The following is a 16,816-nucleotide window of genomic DNA, read 5'->3' as shown; positions in this document are numbered from 1 at the left end:
GATCGTCCGGCGGGCATTAGTATAGGACTGGATAGAACGACAAGCGATAAGGGGGAGCCCGCGTGGCCAAAACGGTGTACGTCATCCGAGACGATATGTATCATCCCAAAGAAGTGATCGATCCGCAGATCGATAAGGCGTTCGACCGGGCCGGGTGGAACGTCGTCTCGACGGACCGGCTCCGAGACGTGCTGGAGTCGCAGGAACCGATCGATCTGACGGTGCTGCTCACCGTCGGCCGTCCGGACGGCGAAGCGGATATTGCTTATGCGGAGCAGCAGCGGATCGTAGATAAAGTGAAGGACGGGATGGGCATCCTGTTCGTGCATGCCGGACTGGTCCTGATCGAGGCGGACAGTCCCTACTATACCGAATTGAATTCGGGGCGGTTCATCGGCCATTCGCACAATCACGTGCCCGTCGACAACGTGCCGATCCGCAACGTCTCCCATCCCGTATTGAACGGCATCTCCGGCTTTACGGCCATGGACGAGCATTATTACTGCCAGATCGACATCGCCCGCACCGACATGCTGATGCTGAGCACCTCCGAAGCGGTTACGGCCGTGGGCGCCTGGGCGCACAACGTCGGCAAAGGACGGGTGGTCGGCATGACGCCCGGACATACGACGGAGGCGCTCGGCGATCCCCAGATGATCCGGCTCCTGCAAAATGCCGCGAAATGGGCGACGGAGAGCCGGTAAGGATTCGTCGGTTCGTTGAACGTGCTTTTGGTTGTTGGAAAAGCTGCCCTATCGGCAGCTTTTATTTTTATCCGAATAAGGATTGTCCGTAAGTGGTATTTTCTTGCAGAATCGCGAAGTGATTGCTTCGTCCGCTTTTGTTCGATATGATAAATTTATTCCTAACTTCCCTAATCGGATGAATTAGGGTGAAATTATTCCATATTATTAGGACGGTAAAGCATGAACGATAAAAAAATACTGATCGTCGACGGCATGGCCCTGCTCTTCAGAGCCTACTTTGCGCAGAATTACGATTTTCGGCGGACGGCGGACGGAACGCCGACCAACGCGATCTACGGATTCACGCAGTATCTGTTCGACGCGATCAATACGTTTGAACCCTCCCATGTCATCTGCTGTTGGGATATGGGGAGCAAGACTTTCCGGACGGACCTCTACGTCGGCTACAAGGCGAACCGGCCCGAAGCGCCCATGGAGCTCATCCCCCAGTTCTCGCTGGTCAAGGAGATCGTAGCCGCGATGGGCATTCCGAATATCGGAATCGAGGGCTACGAGGCGGACGACTGCATCGGCAGCTTGTCGCGCAGGCTTTGCGCGGATGGCCACGTATTCGTGCTGACGGGCGATCAGGATATGCTGCAGCTCGTCTCGGATCGCATTCATGTCGTCATCATGAAAAAAGGCCGTTCCAATTACGCGGTCTACGATCTGGTCTACTTAAAAACGGAAAAAGGGATCCTCCCGCATCAAGTCGTCGAAATGAAAGGGCTGACGGGAGATACGAGCGACAACTATCCCGGCGTCAAAGGCATCGGCGAGAAGACGGCGCTTAAGCTGCTGCTGGAATTCGAATCCATCGACGGCATTCTGGAGAACCTGGATTCGCTCTCCCAGAATATCAAGTCCAAGATCGAGAACGATCTGGAGATGCTGCACCTGTCGAGGACGCTGGCCCGCATCCATGACGATGTCCCTATCGAATGCAATCTCGAGGAATGCCTCTGGGCGCTGCCGGTCGATTCCGTCAAGCCGGTCTTCGATCAATACCGTCTCGGTTCTCTGCTGAAATTGATTAGCTAGCGACCGCGCAATCTAGGCCTACTCTATCCTTCTAGCTCATATCCAACCCAAAGGACTCTTCCTACGGTCAGCCAAAGACCGACGGAAGGGTCTTTGTTGTCGTTGCGTCTAAAGATTCAAGAGAAATCGGCCGAAAAAAGAAAAATACCGATACGTAAAGGAGTCCTATCTACTATCATGCGGAATCGCTGCAACAAGAAAGGCAAGTCTATCCCGTTCCTCCTCGGCATGCTGGCCGTCGGCATGGCCGTGACGCCAGCCGGCATACACGCGGAGGAGGCGGCTTCGGCAAGCGCGTCCGCCGCCGTGCAAACATGCCCGGCCGGTCCGTTGGCGCTGGCTTTGGGAGAGAGAGCGGACGTCCGGAAGCGTCTCGGCCTGGCCTCCGGGACGGAATACGATTACCGGATCGCCGAAGGCAAATCCGCGCGCGTGACGATGGGCGGGATGCTGGTTCCGCTGGCGCAAGGGACGGCGACGCTCGAGATTCGCCGGCCGGCGCCGCCGGCAGGAACGGATGCGGACGCCGAAGGTACCGGAGCGCCGGACGTCTGCCGCGTTCCCGTGCGGATCGGCGCAGCCGCGAAGCCCAAGCCGTCGCTCGCGCCGCGGGCGGAGAGCCGATCCGTCAAGGTCGGCGGACGTTCCTTCGCGGTGCAGGCCGTCTACATCCCGAAGGGCGTCCGGACGGACGTCGGGCTGGGACGGGACGCGATCGGCGGGACCGAGGCGCTGGCGTCCCTCGCGAAGCGGCGCCACGCGGACGCGGCGGTGAACGGGACGTTCTTCGAGGCCTACGGCGGCGTGCCCGAGCCGTGGGGGACGGTCATCGCCGACGGCGAGATCGCTCACGTGGGCAATACGGGCACGGCAATCGGATTCGCCGCGGACGGGACGGCGAAGATGGATTCGCTGCGCGTCCGGATCGGCGGGACGGTGACGGATGCGGCGACGGGCAGGGCAAGCGGCTGGTACGCGTACTTCGTCAACCGGACCCCGGCGGACGGGGCGAACGCGGCGATCCTCTTCACGCCGAAGCGGGGCGGCCGGATCGGCTTCGCGCGCGGCACGGCCGTCGTCGTCCGCGGCGGCGAGGTGGAGCGGGTCGCGAAGGGGGAGAACGTCGCCATTCCGAAGGACGGCTACGTGCTCGTCTATACGGGCGGCGAGCAGGCGCAAGCGGCCCGATTCGCCAAGGGCGGCCGGGTCCGCTACGAGATCTCGTATACGAACGCGGACGGACAGCCGATCGATTGGAGCGATATCGCGACGGCGGTCGGGGCAGGTCCCCGGTTGGTGAAGGACGGCAAGCTCGCGATCGACGCCAAGGCGGAAGGGTTCACCGAGGAGAAGATTCTGACGTCGGCGGCGGCCCGCAGCGGCATCGGCATTCGCAAGGACGGCAGCATCGTCGTCGTCGCGACGACGGCCACGATCTCGCAGCTGGGCGGCATCCTGCTCCAGCTCGGCGCCATGCAGGGCATGAACCTGGACGGCGGCGCCTCTTCGGGCCTCTACGCGTCCGGCAAGCTGCGCACGGCTCCCGGCAGGGAGATCAGCAACGCGCTGCTGTTCGGACAATCGCTGGCTTTCCGGCCGTAGTCGTCCGCGGCGGCATGGAACGAGCAAGCCCCGAAGCGCGATCGCGCTTCGGGGCTTGCTCGTCTTCAGTCGGTCGTGCCGGCGCTGCCGTCCGGCAGCGGATCGTCGCCGGGATAGCCGCGCGACATGCCTTCGTGCAGCTCCTTGTTCTCGTAGTCGAAGCTGCTCTGAAAGTGCTGATCCGCCCGCCAGGGCGTGACCTTGCCCAGGCTCGGGCTGTCGATGTCCGCGCCGTAAGGACCTTCGGGGAATTCTTCCGGCGCGAGATCGTTGCGCTGCGACTCGACGGTAGACAGATCGCCGACCGGCTGTCGGCGTTCGGAGAGGAATCGGGGCATGGGATGGGCCTCCTTCGGACACGATGTGGCCATAGTATCTCCGATGGCGCGCGTCCCATGCGCGTCAATCCGTGAAGTGAACCTCGCCGAGCACCAGCGCCAGGAACTGCGCGAGCTCGGACGCCTCTTCCTCGTTCAGCTTGAAGACGGATTCGAGCACGCCTTCCTCCTCCAAGTCGTCGTACGCCAGCACGCCGCTGCGGCCGGATTGCATATCGATGACGAGCTTCTTGCCGTAGAACCGGTTCGTCGTCAGGATGACCAGGTCGAAGCGCGCGAGTCCCGGCGTGACGAACGTGACATATCGGGTCGACGTCTGCTCGGTGCTGTCCGACAGAAAGTCGAAGTCCTTCAATTGCATCCTTTTCTCCTCCTTGATAGCCGATGACGCCTTAATCGCGGTTACAGATAAGCCGGTCGTTGATAAAAGTACTTCGGCGACAGCTCGCGGTCCTCGAACCGGCTGTGGAAAATGTCCGTCGTCGCGGGAGACAGCGGCGGGATGAGCCACGACCACCGCCCGGTCGCCTCGCGCCCCTCGCGGGCCTCGTTGCGTTGGAAGGTCCCGAACTGCTGGGCCGCCGTATGATGGTCGACGATGCTCACGCCGTCCCGCTTGAACGAATGGAGCACGGCGACATTGAGCTCGACCAGCGCCCGGTCCTTCCAGAGCGAGGCGTTCGAGCTCGTGTCGAGACCGAGATTCCTCGCGATGAGCGGAAGGAGATTGTAGCGGGACTCGTCCGACAAGTTGCGGGCGCCGATCTCCGTCCCCATGTACCAGCCGTTAAACGGCGCCGCCGAGTAGGAGATGCCGCCGATCTCGAGTCCCATGTCCGAGATGATCGGCACCGCATACCATTTCGTATCGAAGCCCTGGAACAAGTCGATCTCGGGATGCGCCAGCGGAACCTCGAGCGCCAAGCCTTCCGGCAGCGGGAACCAGCGGGGCGCGCCGCCCCGGACCTGGACGACGAGCGGCAGCAGGTCGAAGGGCGTGCCGTCTCCCTGCCAACCGAGAGACCTGCACGCTTGCGTGAAGGCAACCGAAGCCGGATCGCCGACGACGCCCGTCTCCCCTTCATAGCCGGCGTACCGCAGCAGCTGGTGGTTCCAGATCCGCACCTGTTCGCCGCCGTCCTGCGCCGGCCTGAAGATCGTGATCGAGGGACGGATCTCCCCGCCGTTCGTCGCGAACGCGATATGCCGCGTCAACGCTTCGAATACCTTCTCTTCGGTATCCGCCGCGCGCGCATCGAAGACGTGCAGCCGGTTCCAGAACAGCCGGCCGATGCAGCGGTTCGCGTTCCGCCACGCCATGCGGGCGCCGTGCTCCAGCTCTTCGAAGGTATGCGCGTAGGTGCCCGTCGCTTCGATCTGCCCGCGGACTTCCGCCCAGCGGCGTTCCGCTTCGGCATCCGAGAGGCCGCGTTCCCGGCTGCAGGCCCGTATGAAGCTCTCCGCTTCTTGGCGCAAGCCGTCCAAGGCCGCAGGCATTGATGGATCCGTGACTTTCATCGCTGTCGTTCTTCCTTCCGCCGGACAAAAGCCGGAGCCCCTGCCGGTCATCCTTATTGAACTTACCTTATCATAACACCCGGAATGGGTGCAAAAGACGATCATGTGACAAATATGGGGGAAGGCGCTTGTCAAAAATGAGATCGTTTGGTAATCTGAAGATGTTCAGGTTGAACGGATGAGGAAGCACCTCGCCGCCATGTGCGGAGAGGTGCTTCCTTTTTGTCTATCTCGCGCGCCTCATCGCCGCCATGGCCCCGCCGAACAAGTCGCGGCCCGTCGCCTTGCCCGGCACCGGACCGCGCGTATCACATTCCGATGGAGGAGGAAGCAGCATGCAGATCGTATTTTTGAACCGTTTCGAGCGGGAGACGGGGGTTGCCGAGGACGAACGGGGACAGGTGTTCATCGGCGAAGAGCAAGGGAACTGGTCGGCCGGATGGCACGCGCTGCCGGCGCAGGGCGAGCCCGGCCAGGAGCTGTGGTACGAGGGGACAAGCTGGGAGGAACTGCTGACCGCGTTCCGCCACGGCGTCGCCAAGCGGATGCGCGAAGGGTTCCGTCCGCTGCTCGACGGCATGCTGGAGGATACGCCGTTCTGGGAGCGGCGGCCGCAGCTGCAGGCGCTGCTCCAATGCTACGCGGACGGCCGGGAGGGAGCCGAGGAGCTGCTCGTTCCGCTGCGTCTCTGGCGGCGCGCGAAGGCGGCCGAGGAGAAGCGCGCGGCCTACATGATCGCGACGAATCGCGAATTGCAGATGCTCGCGGTGTACGTGCCGCAGACGCTCGCGGAGCTCCAGCAGGTGCCCGGCTTCGGCAAGCTGAAGACCGAGCGATACGGCGCCGACATCGTGGCGCTGCTGTCCGGTTATGAGCGGAGCCACGCCTACCCGCTCGACTGGGTCGCCGAAGCGGTATCCGCCGAGGCGTTCGCCGATTGGACGTTCCGCCAGAAGGAGGAGCGCTACGGCAAGAGCCTGTCGCTCGTGCAGGACAAGCGCAAGCTGCTCGCGGGCATCCGCCAAGGGCGCTCGCTGTCGGAGCTGGCGGAAGAGCTGCAATGCCCGCGGCGGACGCTCCTGGAGAAGGTCGAGCGGCTGGACGAGGAAGGCTACGACGTGCTGCCCCTGGTGGAGCTGGAGCTGTCGGAGATTCCCGAGGCGGAGCGGGACGGCGCGATCCGCGCGATGGGCGAGTTGGGCGACCGTTATCTGAAGCCGCTCCAGAAGCGCGTGTACGGGACGGCCGAAGCGGAGGAGGGCGAGATCGAGCGGCAGTTCGAGAAACTCCGCATCGTCCGCATCCGGTTCCGCCGCGACCGGCAGGTCGCCGTCTGACCGAGGCCTGGCGGCGGCCGGCGCGCGCCCGCTAACGTCGGAAGGACCTCCGCGGCGTCCCTTCGGGGGGCGATCGGAGGTCCTTCCCGTATTCGTATCTTCATGGCTCGCCTACAGCCAATCTTTCTTGCGGAAGAAGTAGAACATGCCGAAGCCGAGGCCGACCATGATGATGAGGAGGATGACGGAGCCGTAGCTGTCGTGCATGCCCGGGATGTAGTCGAAGTTCATCCCGTAGACCCCGGTGATGAACGTCAAGGGCATGAAGATCGTCGTCAGGGCGGTGAACACGCGCATGATCTCGTTCGCCCGGTTGGCGACGCTGGACTGGTAGGCTTCGCGCAAGTTCGCCATCAGGTCCCGGTAAGTCTCGAACGTTTCATAGATCTTGACCGCGTTCTCGTGGATGTCCACGAAGTACTTCTGCAGCTGGTCGTCGATCAGCCGGAGGTCTTTCTTGTTCAGAATGGCGATGACGTCGCGCTGCGGGCCGAGCACCTTTTTGAGCCAGAGGATCTCGCTTCGGAGGCTGATGATCTCGTTCAGATGCGTTTTCTTGGTATTCATGAGGATGTTTTCCTCGAGCTGCTCGATGCGCGCTTCGATGCGGTCGCCGACGAGGAAGTAGTTGTCGACCACGAGGTCGACCAGATGGTACATGAGCCGGTCGGCCGTATTGACTTCTTGCTCCCACAGAACCGGCTTGATGGCGCGCAGTTCGTTGATCTTCTGGCGGGTGACCGTGATGAGATAATGGCGGCCGAGGAAGATGTTCAGCGCCCGCAGGAAGATCTCTTCGTCGTCGAACCGGATGCTGTTGATGACTAGGAAATAATGGCTTTCGTACACTTCGAGCTTCGGGCGCTGCTCTTCTTCGGTCAAGCAGTCTTCGACGGCCAGATCGTGGATGCCGAACAGCGGCTGCAGGACGACGAGATCGTCGACGTCCGCATCGATCCAATAGAAGCCGTCTGTCGGCGGAATTTGGGTTTCGCTAATATCGTCGACGGCTGTGAATACGCCGTTTTGGACGAGTCGGATTTTCATGGAAATTCGCTCCTTTGCATGCAGGCGTCACGGGCTTCGCACGCGTCGCGACTTCTCGCCGCGCGCGGACAAGCCGTACGTAGATGCAGGGCGTCATTCCGTAATCGAAGAGACCTACGCGGCGGAGCCGGGCATGTCTGGATCTTCGCTTAAGGACGTCGGACCTGCGGATTCATTCGCGTACGTACAACTTGGCCCAGGTGTATCTCCTTCCATGGCGGCTCCCCCCTTTCGTTCCCTTTCGCAATTCGCTAATCATGGTCGCCGGGCCGTGCGCCGCGGGCAATCCGTGATAAGTATAATCCTCCGCCGAATCCCTTTCAAGGACAAATTCAGACGGCGGATGACGCTTGACGGACGAATGGTTTTCGGGTACATTAGGTGTAGTTTAACCCACGATTAACTGAATAGGTTTTGCCATCTTATCAAGAGCAGGCGGAGGGACTAGCCCGATGAAGCCCGGCAACCGGCGTCGCATGACGCACGGTGCTAATTCTTGCGAGAACGTTTATGCGACGTTTCGGGAGATGAGAGAGGCGATCGCGACGGTTTCGACGACGACCCCTTTCTCAAAGTGGGTCTTTTTTGACGTTCCAACTCGATTTTCAAGGAGGGGTACGGCTATGCCGATCAAAGTGCCAGACAACCTGCCGGCCAAGGAAATACTCGCGGGCGAGAACATCTTCGTGATGGATGAGAGTACCGCCTACCGTCAAGATATTCGGCCGCTGCGAATTGCGATCTTGAATTTAATGCCCACCAAAGAAACGACGGAGACGCAGCTGCTGCGGCTCATCGGCAACACGCCGCTGCAAGTGGAGGTCGTGCTGCTGCATCCGAAGACGCACACGTCGAAGAACACGTCCGCCGAACATTTGGAGAGCTTCTACAAGACGTTCGACGAGATCGCCCATCAGCGGTACGACGGCATGATCATCACCGGCGCGCCCGTCGAACAGCTGTCGTTCGAAGAAGTGAATTACTGGGAAGAGCTGAAGGACATCATGGATTGGAGCGCGCGTTACGTGACCTCCACCTTCCATATCTGTTGGGCGGCGCAGGCGGGGTTGTACCATCACTTCGGCGTGCCGAAGCACGACCTGGACAGCAAGCTGTTCGGCGTGTTCCCGCACACGGTCGAGAAGCGCAACGTGAAGCTGCTGCGCGGGTTCGACGAGATGTTCTACGTTCCGCAATCCCGCCATACCGAAGTGCGCCACGAGGATATCGAGAAGGTGCCGGAACTGGAGATCTGGTCCGGATCCGAGGAAGCGGGCGTCTATATCGCGGCTACCCGAAGCGGACGGCAGATCTTTGTCACCGGGCATTCGGAGTACGACCCGAACACGCTGAAGTGGGAGTATGACCGCGACAAGGCGAAGGGGCTGCGCATCGACGTACCGAAAAATTATTACCCGAACGACGATCCGACGAAGTTCCCGCTGTCCACCTGGCGCGCGCATGCGAACCTGCTCTACTCCAACTGGCTGAACTACTACGTGTACCAGGAAACCCCGTTCGACCTCGGCGCGGGCATCTGACCAAGGACGATGCGTTAGGCATTGCATCAATAGGCGTAGTATGATTTTTTTCTCTCCCTGATGAAAAGAGGCGCTAGGGAGTGCGCATTTCCCCGGAGGAGTGCAACGCCCGCCTTTCGAAACCCTTTTTCCACCTTCTCAAATGGATTTAGGAAAAAGGGTTGAGAACAGCGGCCGGAGGGGAATTGCGGCATGGACGACGCTCCGACTTTTCATTCCCTACTCTACCGAACGCAGGAGGCAACCTCTCAATGAACATCGAAAGCCGTTTGGCCCAAATCGGGTCCCAGGAAGATCCGGCGACGGGCGCCGTGAGCTATCCGATCTATCATGCGACCGCGTTCCGCCACCCCCGTCTCGGTCAGAGCACGGGCTTCGACTACTCCCGGACCAAGAGCCCGACCCGCGCGATATTGGAGGCGGCGGCGGCGGAGCTGGAGAGCGGCGATCGCGGATTCGCCTGCAGCTCGGGCATGGCCGCGCTGCAGACGATCTTCGCGCTGTTCAGCCAAGGCGACCATCTGATCGTCTCGCTCGATCTATACGGGGGGACGTACCGGCTGCTGGAGCGGATCATGTCCCGGTACGGCGTGACGGCGTCGTACGTCGACACGAACGATATGGACGCGCTCGAAGCGCACTGTACGCCGGGCACGAAGGCGATCCTGATCGAGACGCCGACCAATCCGCTCATGATGATCACGGACATTGAGAAGGCGGCGGCATGGGCCAAGCGCAAAGGCATGCTGACGATCGTCGACAACACGCTGCTCACTCCGTACTTGCAGCGTCCGATCGAGCTCGGGGCCGACATCGTCATTCACAGCGCCACCAAGTATCTGGGCGGGCACAACGACGTGCTGGCCGGCCTGATCGTCACGAAAGGACAGGCCTTGTCCGACGAAATGGCCATCCTTCACAACTCAATCGGCGCCGTGCTCGGTCCGCAAGATTCCTGGCTGCTCATGAGAGGGATGAAGACACTCGCCCTGCGGATGGAGCGCCACGAGTTCAACTCCGTGAAGCTGGCCGAGTGGCTCAAAGTCCATCCGGCGGTCGAAGAGGTGTATCATCCGGCGCTCCCGCACCATCCGGGGCACGACGTTCAGCGGCGGCAGTCCTCGGGCAACACGGGCATCTTCTCCTTCCGGATGAAAGACGCCCGGACCGTCGAGCCGATCCTGCGCCACCTGCGGCTCATCGCGTTCGCGGAGAGTTTGGGCGGCGTAGAGTCGCTGCTGACTTACCCGGCGGTGCAGACGCACGCGGACATCCCCGAGGAGATCCGCCGTCGCGTCGGCGTCGACGACCGGCTCCTGCGCTTCTCCGTCGGCATCGAGCATATCGACGATCTCATCGCCGATCTCGGCCAAGCGATCGACGCCGCGCTTCAGGAAATCGAGGAGGCTTAACGCATGACGCATTCGAACGAGAACGGCAAGGGTCAAGGCCAAGACTTCGCCACCTGGCTCATTCATTTCGGCAAAGAGATCGATGCCGCCACGGGCGCTTCCAGCGTGCCGATCTACCAGGCTTCGACGTTCCACCACTTCGATCTGGACCGTCCGCCCGCCCACGATTACAGCCGCTCCGGCAACCCGACGCGCGAAGCGTTGGAGCAGTATATCGCGGTGCTGGAGGGCGGAACGAACGGATTCGCCTTCGCTTCGGGCATGGCCGCGATCTCGACGGCGTTCCTGCTATTGTCGGCCGGCGACCACGTCATCGTGACGGAGGACGTATACGGCGGCACCTACCGCTTGCTTACGACGGTGCTGAACCGGCTCCAGATCGATTCGACGTTCGTGGACATGACCGACTTCGACCAGATCGTGGCGGCCAAGCGCCCGAACACCAAAGCCGTGTTCGTCGAGACGCCTTCGAACCCGACGCTCAAGATTACCGATATCGGACGCGTCGCTAGCTGGGCGAAGGAGAACGGGCTGCTGACGATGCTCGACAACACGTTCATGACGCCATATCATCAACGGCCGATCGAGCTGGGCATCGACCTGGTCATCCATAGCGCGACCAAGTTCCTTGGCGGGCACAGCGACGTGCTGGCCGGCCTCATCGTGACGGCGGACGAAGCGCTCGGCCGGCGGGTGAAGCAGCTGCAGAACGGGCTAGGGACCGTGCTCAGCACGCAGGAGAGCTGGCTGCTCATCCGCGGCATGAAGACGCTGCAGGTGCGCATGGCCGAGAGCGAGCGGGGCGCCGCCAGGCTGGCCGCCTGGCTGCAGGCGCATCCCGCCGTCTCGCGCGTATACTATCCCGGCCTCGAGGACCATCCGGGCCGCGAGATCCATGAGCGCCAATCGCGCGGCTACGGCGCCGTCGTCTCGTTCGATACGGGCAGCGGCGAACGCGCGCGGAGACTGCTCGGCCGGGTCAAGATACCGCTCGTCGCCGTCAGCCTCGGCGCGGTGGAGAGCATCCTCTCGTATCCGGCGATGATGTCGCATGCCGCGATGCCGCCGGAGGTGCGTCTCGAACGCGGCATTACGGACGGCTTGGTGCGGTATTCGGTCGGGCTCGAAGACGTCCAGGACCTGATCGACGATCTGGCGCAAGCATTGGCGGAATAAGCGAAAAAGTCTGGCAACATCTGCTATTCATGCCTGTCTATACATGGTAAAATGGTACCAAACATCCCGACAAGGCAGGCTGATCATCGTGAGCGTACAAGAGTTGCTGGACAAGCTTCGCGTAGTATCCAAGCTCATGCTGCCCAGTCGCATGCTGAAGACTTTTCCGCCCGACTTCACGCTGAGGCGTCCGCTCGTTTCCCTGCTGGACAAGCGGATTCGGAGCGGCGATTCCTGCTACCTGGCCCTGTACCGGTGGGAGGTCCCTTCCGCGCACGAGCCGTTGTCTCCCGACACGGCCGCCCGGCTGCAGGCGGGGACCCGCGCGCAGCTCAAGGAGCTGACCGCCGAGCAGTTCCGCCCCGCGGAGCTCATCGGGATGGACCAGTTCGGTCCGCAGGAATACGTCATGTTGATCCGCGAATCTTGCGAGCCCGGCGAGGCGTTCGTCCCGCCCGCGTTGTTCCGGAAGCTGGAGCTGCTCAAGCACTCGCTTGAAGTGGCGATCGAAGGCAGGATGCCCGCCGAGCGGGCGCGACTCTCCTTGACGGGCACCTACGTGCCCGTCTGCTTGCCGTTGTCGCAGCAGGAGGCCTCGTCCTCGGAGCGGCTCCAGGAAGCGTACCACTTCGCGCTGGCGCTGGCGACCCGGCAGGTGACGCCGCAGGTGATCGCCGCCCGCCGCCAGCTGGATCAGATCCTGCAGGACGGCAGCATCTCGGTGCTCGCGCAGCCGATCATGAACCTGCGCAGCGGCGACGTGTTCGGCTGGGAGATCTTGACCCGCGGACCCGCGGCGAGCGTCTTCCACCTGCCGGACGAGCTGTTCCGCTTCGCCAGCCAGAGCAAGCTGCTGAGCAAGCTGGAGTTTCTCGTCGTCCGCCATGCGATGGAGGAGATCGCGGCGCGGGGCATTCGCGAGCCGATCTTCCTGAACGTCACGCCGGTGACGCTGGCGCATCCGACGTTCCTGAGCCACATGCTCCAGTGCCTCGAACGCCATCCCGCCCTGTCGCCCGGACAGATCGTGCTGGAGATCACGGAACGGCACGAGGTGCAGGACCTGAAGGCGATGGCGGATATCCTCGATACGTTCCGCAAGCACGGGTTCCGCTTCGCGGTGGACGACGCGGGCGCCGGCTATTCCAGCTTGCAGTGGATCGGAGAGCTGACGCCCGAGCTGATCAAGATCGACCGCTCCGTCATTCAGTTCGTCGACCGGTTCGCCGTCAAGTTGAGTCTGCTGCGGGCCATCGTGAACGCCGCCAGCGAGATGAGCTGCGAGGTGGTCGCGGAGGGCGTCGAACGCGAAGAGGAAGCGGACGTGCTGTTCCAGCTGAACGTCGGCATGGGACAGGGTTATTACTTCGCCAGGCCGAACGTGCTGCTGCACGAACACGAACGGGACATTTTCCAAGAAACCAAGAGAAGAATCCAACACCGCCGCGGTCAAGTCGCCTCTTAAGGCCTGCCTTAAAGCCCCGCGGCTTTTCTTTTCGTTTTGTCGTGAATTTTTTCACAAAACTGTCAAACGGCCTTCGGATGACAAGGAACTGGAACTCCGCTACAATAATCCCATAGAGAAGCATGAGAAGGAGGCTGGCGAGATGAGCGCAGTGGACGCCATCCTGGCGCGTTCGCTTAACGGCGAACGGCTGGAGCTGGAAGATATAATCACCCTGTTTGAATCGGATGAGATCGAGAAGATGGGGGACGCGGCGAACCGTCTGATGCTGCAGCGCCACCCCGATCCGATCACGACGTTCGTGGTCGGGCGCAACGTGAACTATACGAATATCTGCGACGTGTACTGCCGGTTCTGCGCGTTCTACCGCGCGCCGGGTTCCGATCAAGGCTACGTGCTGCCGGACGAGACGATCCTGCAGAAGATTCAGGAGACCGCGGACGTCGGCGGCACCGAGATTCTGATGCAGGGCGGCACGAATCCGAATCTGCCGTTCAGCTATTATCTGGACCTGCTGCGCAAGATTAAGGCGCGGTTCCCGGACATCACGATGCATTCGTTCTCCCCGGCGGAGATCCACAAGATGAAGGAAGTGTCGGACGGCCTCTCGCTGGAGGAAGTCATCCGCCAGATCCACGAAGCGGGCCTCGACTCGCTGCCCGGCGGCGGCGCGGAGATTCTGGACGACCGTACGCGCAAGAAGATCAGCCGGCTGAAGGGTTCCTGGACGGATTGGATGGACGTCATGAAGACCGCCCATCGCATCGGCATGAACACGACGGCCACGATGGTCATCGGCTTCGGCGAGTCGATGGAGGAGCGGGCGCTGCACATGCTGCGGGTTCGCGAGGCGCAGGACGAGTGCATTCGGAACGGATACCCTTCGAAGGGCTTCCTCGCGTTCATCCCTTGGACGTTCCAGCCGGACAACACGAACATGAAGCGGGAGAAGGCGACGCCGGAAGAGTACTTGAAGACGCTCGCCATCGGCCGGATCGCGCTCGACAACATCGATAACTTCCAGTCATCCTGGGTGACGATGGGACCGGAGATCGGCAAGCTGTCGCTCAGCTACGGCTGCAACGACTTCGGCAGCACGATGATGGAGGAGAACGTCGTCTCGGCGGCGGGCACGACGCACAAGGTCAATATCGAGCTGATCTTGAAGCTGATTCGCGAAGCGGGCAAGATTCCGGCTCAGCGCAATACGAAGTACGAGATCCTGAAGGTCTATCACGACAACGAGAACGTGACGCGAGACTTCGTGATGCAGAACTGATATTCGTTCATTCCCGATCCTTCGAGGAAATAGCGGTCCAGAGAAAAGCAGCCCCTACGCGGGGCTGCTTTTTGTCGCGGCGGCGGTCAGCGAGGCGACGACCGTCCGGTTCTTGCCCGCGTGCTTCGCCTGATAGAGCGCCATGTCCGCGCTTCGGAAGAGCGCTTCCTTGTCCATCTCCTCGACATAGGCGGCGAGGCCGATGCTGATCGTGACCGAGCGGCCGTCGAGCGCCGCGTGGCCGGAGCTGGCGATCGACGCCCGAATAGACTCCACCGTCTCATACGTCTCCACGAGCGTCTTTTCCGTGAACAGAACCGCGATCTCCTCGCCGCCGTACCGCGCGACGACGTCGGATTCGCTCGCGAGCGAGCGGACGATGCCCGCCACCGTACGCAGCACCTCGTCGCCGGCGCGGTGCCCGAACGTGTCGTTCACCGACTTGAAGCTGTCGATATCCATGATCGCCAGATGCAGCGGAAGACCGTGCTCGGCCTGCTCCGTCAACCGGGCCAGATATTCGTGAAAAGCCATATGGTTGTAGGTTTCCGTCAGGGCATCCGTCTTCGCCAGCTTGTCCATCACGATCGTATGGACGAGGAGCTCCTGGTGCTTCTCGTAGGAGGAACGAAGGTGGCGAAGGATTTCGCGCCCCCGCATCAGCACGCCGACCGCGATGGCGCTATAGGCCGTCATGAATAGCGAGACGGTGACGATATCCATGGCGGAGAGCGCTTTCTGAAGCGTCCTGACGAACAGGTAGAGAAAGATCATGCCGCTTAGCGAGCAAATGAGGGCGAAGAGCAGCTTCTTTAATTGAAAATAAAAGGTGCTGACCAAAATCGGAAATAATAAGGAAAAGGGAAGGTAGGGTAAGTTCGCGTGAACGCCGGTAATCGTAACGGCGATCAAAGTCGAGGCGGAAATGAGCAAGTAATCGTGGAAGCGGGGCAGCCGCCGAACGCCGGCTTCGGCCGCTCCGATGATCAGCGCGAGCAAGGCGCTGGGGCGAATGACGAACAGCCAGACAAACGAGAACGTCCGCACGGTCGTGGACGCCAGATACAGACACTCGACCAGCGCGCTGAGCAGCAAAACGCTCCAAAAACCGTTCAGCAGAAGGCGATTCCAACGTCGTTGATTCAATTCCATGGAAGGGAAGACCATCTTCATTTCCTCTCGTCTTGAAAGGCCTAAACGGTAGTGGGACGAATGGATCGAGACGTCCGGGCTTTTTAATAAAATATACCATACCCGTTTGGCAATCGTATATCCCCTTTTCGGTCACCATATAGATTAGAACAAGGGACTTCGGGGGTGAGCCGATGCAGGCAGACGAGTGGATCATCGAAACGCAAGGCGACACTTCCTCGCGCGAACGGCTTGAAACGATGCTGAATCAAGCGTTCCCCGGGTTGACCGGATGGAGCGGCAAGGGACCGTGGGCGCTGCTGGCCGACCGCTCCGGCATTCAATGCCGCATGACGATCGAACGCGGTCGCAAGGAATTTTGCGACAAGACGGGCGCCGTCGTGGCGGAGTTCCTCGTCTCGGAGAAGGAACCGCTGATGCTCAGGCGGCATTTTCAACGGAAATTCGGCATCCGCGAAGCGGTCGAGGCGGATGTGCTCGTCTCCGAAGCCATCGCGCTGCTCGACGGAGAGCCGACGGAATGGCCCGAAGGAACGTCGTTCGCGGTCGGGCGCGGCCGGGAGAACCGGGTGAAGAAGCTCGGCCAGCGCTTCGGCGCTTTCCTGGTCTCCAACGGGCGGCTCAACATCGACGGCTTCATCCGGTTCCGCATGCGCGATTACGAGGCGGAGATCTGCGAAGCGGCGGAGACGGCTGTCGAGGAACGGTTGATGGAACGGCAATATCAGGAGTTCATGTCCTTGCTCCAGACGATGGTCGAATGGCAGGAGGTCCGCGTGCAAGCGGTGCATGTGCTGCATGGCGGAGGGCATGCGTTCCAACTGCTCGACGAGAAGATGCGCCCGCTGGAGCGGGAACACGACCCTGACGGTCTCCGGCGGGCCGACGCCGGCCCCGAAGAGGACGACCAGGAAGAGGAGAGCATGTTGGTCAGCCGGCTGCTGGCGGTTTCTCCTCGGCATCTGTACATCCACACGCCCGAACCGGATGCGCAGGTGATCCGGACGCTGATGGGGATCTTCGGCGAGCGGGCGGTCTGCACCGTCATGCCCAAAGTCTAATGGCTTGACTTATCCGCGTTTGAGCGCGTATATGCTTGACTTCTCGGCGCATGAGCGCGTATAATTTCCGGTATCGGCGACGAAAAAGACAACGATGTCCT

15 protein-coding genes and 1 riboswitch are annotated in these 16,816 nt (G+C 61.4%); of the genes, 10 read left to right on the top strand and 5 right to left on the bottom strand.

The window, feature by feature from the left end; genetic code table 11:
• Positions 1-62 precede the first annotated feature (62 nt).
• From H7C19_RS03215 to H7C19_RS03205, 3 genes are all read left to right on the top strand, one after another.
• The gene (locus H7C19_RS03215; RefSeq protein WP_185141139.1) at positions 63-704 is read left to right on the top strand and encodes a ThuA domain-containing protein; all 642 of its coding nucleotides are present in this window, start codon (positions 63-65) and stop codon (positions 702-704) included.
• Between the two features lie 222 nt (positions 705-926).
• Entirely contained in the window at positions 927-1,787 is an 861-nt protein-coding gene (locus tag H7C19_RS03210; protein ID WP_185141138.1) for a 5'-3' exonuclease, read from the top strand.
• 177 nt (positions 1,788-1,964) lie between these two features.
• Complete coding sequence (locus H7C19_RS03205) at positions 1,965-3,389, top strand: phosphodiester glycosidase family protein (RefSeq protein ID WP_185141137.1); 1,425 nt, start codon at positions 1,965-1,967, stop codon at positions 3,387-3,389.
• Positions 3,390-3,454: 65 nt separating this feature from the next.
• Here the strand turns inward: H7C19_RS03205 and H7C19_RS03200 are convergent, their stop codons facing one another.
• The 3 genes from H7C19_RS03200 to H7C19_RS03190 form a co-directional block, all read right to left on the bottom strand.
• Positions 3,455-3,727, bottom strand: a complete 273-nt coding sequence (locus tag H7C19_RS03200; protein ID WP_185141136.1) for a hypothetical protein — start codon at positions 3,725-3,727, stop codon at positions 3,455-3,457.
• A 64-nt stretch (positions 3,728-3,791) separates the two neighbouring features.
• Positions 3,792-4,088, bottom strand: coding sequence for a DUF3055 domain-containing protein (locus tag H7C19_RS03195; protein WP_185141135.1), 297 nt, complete (start codon positions 4,086-4,088; stop codon positions 3,792-3,794).
• A gap of 41 nt (positions 4,089-4,129) precedes the next feature.
• A complete protein-coding gene (locus H7C19_RS03190; RefSeq protein ID WP_246469282.1) occupies positions 4,130-5,224 on the bottom strand; it encodes a nitric oxide synthase oxygenase in 1,095 nt (364 codons plus the stop codon).
• Between the two features lie 356 nt (positions 5,225-5,580).
• Here H7C19_RS03190 and H7C19_RS03185 point away from each other — a divergent pair, with 356 nt between their 5' ends.
• The gene (locus H7C19_RS03185) at positions 5,581-6,582 is read left to right on the top strand and encodes an HRDC domain-containing protein (protein ID WP_185141133.1); all 1,002 of its coding nucleotides are present in this window, start codon (positions 5,581-5,583) and stop codon (positions 6,580-6,582) included.
• Positions 6,583-6,693: 111 nt separating this feature from the next.
• Here the strand turns inward: H7C19_RS03185 and corA are convergent, their stop codons facing one another.
• Complete coding sequence (corA, locus tag H7C19_RS03180; protein WP_185141132.1) at positions 6,694-7,629, bottom strand: magnesium/cobalt transporter CorA; 936 nt, start codon at positions 7,627-7,629, stop codon at positions 6,694-6,696.
• Between the two features lie 419 nt (positions 7,630-8,048).
• Positions 8,049-8,163, top strand: a riboswitch (SAM riboswitch).
• Between the two features lie 89 nt (positions 8,164-8,252).
• Between corA and metA the strand changes: the two genes are divergently transcribed.
• The 5 genes from metA (at position 8,253) to mqnC (ending at position 14,502) form a co-directional block, all read left to right on the top strand.
• Positions 8,253-9,170: a homoserine O-acetyltransferase MetA gene (metA, locus tag H7C19_RS03175; RefSeq protein ID WP_185141131.1), complete on the top strand. Its 918-nt coding sequence runs from the start codon at positions 8,253-8,255 to the stop codon at positions 9,168-9,170.
• Positions 9,171-9,421: 251 nt separating this feature from the next.
• Positions 9,422-10,582: an aminotransferase class I/II-fold pyridoxal phosphate-dependent enzyme gene (locus H7C19_RS03170; protein WP_185141130.1), complete on the top strand. Its 1,161-nt coding sequence runs from the start codon at positions 9,422-9,424 to the stop codon at positions 10,580-10,582.
• Positions 10,583-10,585: 3 nt separating this feature from the next.
• A complete protein-coding gene (locus H7C19_RS03165) occupies positions 10,586-11,758 on the top strand; it encodes a PLP-dependent transferase (RefSeq protein ID WP_185141129.1) in 1,173 nt (390 codons plus the stop codon).
• Between the two features lie 88 nt (positions 11,759-11,846).
• Positions 11,847-13,223: an EAL domain-containing protein gene (locus H7C19_RS34580; protein WP_185141128.1), complete on the top strand. Its 1,377-nt coding sequence runs from the start codon at positions 11,847-11,849 to the stop codon at positions 13,221-13,223.
• A gap of 142 nt (positions 13,224-13,365) precedes the next feature.
• Positions 13,366-14,502 (top strand): cyclic dehypoxanthinyl futalosine synthase, encoded by a 1,137-nt coding sequence (mqnC, locus tag H7C19_RS03155; RefSeq protein WP_185141127.1) that lies wholly within the window; start codon positions 13,366-13,368, stop codon positions 14,500-14,502.
• A gap of 54 nt (positions 14,503-14,556) precedes the next feature.
• Here the strand turns inward: mqnC and H7C19_RS03150 are convergent, their stop codons facing one another.
• Positions 14,557-15,654 (bottom strand): GGDEF domain-containing protein, encoded by a 1,098-nt coding sequence (locus H7C19_RS03150; RefSeq protein ID WP_221469014.1) that lies wholly within the window; start codon positions 15,652-15,654, stop codon positions 14,557-14,559.
• Between the two features lie 173 nt (positions 15,655-15,827).
• Between H7C19_RS03150 and H7C19_RS03145 the strand changes: the two genes are divergently transcribed.
• The gene (locus tag H7C19_RS03145; RefSeq protein WP_185141125.1) at positions 15,828-16,715 is read left to right on the top strand and encodes a putative sporulation protein YtxC; all 888 of its coding nucleotides are present in this window, start codon (positions 15,828-15,830) and stop codon (positions 16,713-16,715) included.
• Positions 16,716-16,816: the final 101 nt, after the last annotated feature.

The sequence above is a fragment of the Cohnella nanjingensis genome (assembly GCF_014212125.1).
In the GTDB taxonomy this organism is placed as follows: Bacteria; Bacillota; Bacilli; order Paenibacillales; family Paenibacillaceae; genus Cohnella; species Cohnella nanjingensis.
This window is presented reverse-complemented; position numbering and strand designations above follow the sequence as displayed.

What these genes read in the sequence shown, in the direction of transcription:
- H7C19_RS03210 (WP_185141138.1), top strand. Translation starts at nt 927, where the DNA reads ATGAACGATAAAAAAATACTGATCGTCGACGGCATGGCCCTGCTCTTC.
- H7C19_RS03205 (WP_185141137.1), top strand. Translation starts at nt 1,965, where the DNA reads ATGCGGAATCGCTGCAACAAGAAAGGCAAGTCTATCCCGTTCCTCCTC.
- H7C19_RS03200 (WP_185141136.1), bottom strand. Translation starts at nt 3,727, where the DNA reads ATGCCCCGATTCCTCTCCGAACGCCGACAGCCGGTCGGCGATCTGTCT.
- H7C19_RS03195 (WP_185141135.1), bottom strand. Translation starts at nt 4,088, where the DNA reads ATGCAATTGAAGGACTTCGACTTTCTGTCGGACAGCACCGAGCAGACG.
- H7C19_RS03190 (WP_246469282.1), bottom strand. Translation starts at nt 5,224, where the DNA reads ATGCCTGCGGCCTTGGACGGCTTGCGCCAAGAAGCGGAGAGCTTCATA.
- H7C19_RS03185 (WP_185141133.1), top strand. Translation starts at nt 5,581, where the DNA reads ATGCAGATCGTATTTTTGAACCGTTTCGAGCGGGAGACGGGGGTTGCC.
- corA (WP_185141132.1), bottom strand. Translation starts at nt 7,629, where the DNA reads ATGAAAATCCGACTCGTCCAAAACGGCGTATTCACAGCCGTCGACGAT.
- metA (WP_185141131.1), top strand. Translation starts at nt 8,253, where the DNA reads ATGCCGATCAAAGTGCCAGACAACCTGCCGGCCAAGGAAATACTCGCG.
- H7C19_RS03170 (WP_185141130.1), top strand. Translation starts at nt 9,422, where the DNA reads ATGAACATCGAAAGCCGTTTGGCCCAAATCGGGTCCCAGGAAGATCCG.
- H7C19_RS03165 (WP_185141129.1), top strand. Translation starts at nt 10,586, where the DNA reads ATGACGCATTCGAACGAGAACGGCAAGGGTCAAGGCCAAGACTTCGCC.
- mqnC (WP_185141127.1), top strand. Translation starts at nt 13,366, where the DNA reads ATGAGCGCAGTGGACGCCATCCTGGCGCGTTCGCTTAACGGCGAACGG.
- H7C19_RS03150 (WP_221469014.1), bottom strand. Translation starts at nt 15,654, where the DNA reads ATGGAATTGAATCAACGACGTTGGAATCGCCTTCTGCTGAACGGTTTT.
- H7C19_RS03145 (WP_185141125.1), top strand. Translation starts at nt 15,828, where the DNA reads ATGCAGGCAGACGAGTGGATCATCGAAACGCAAGGCGACACTTCCTCG.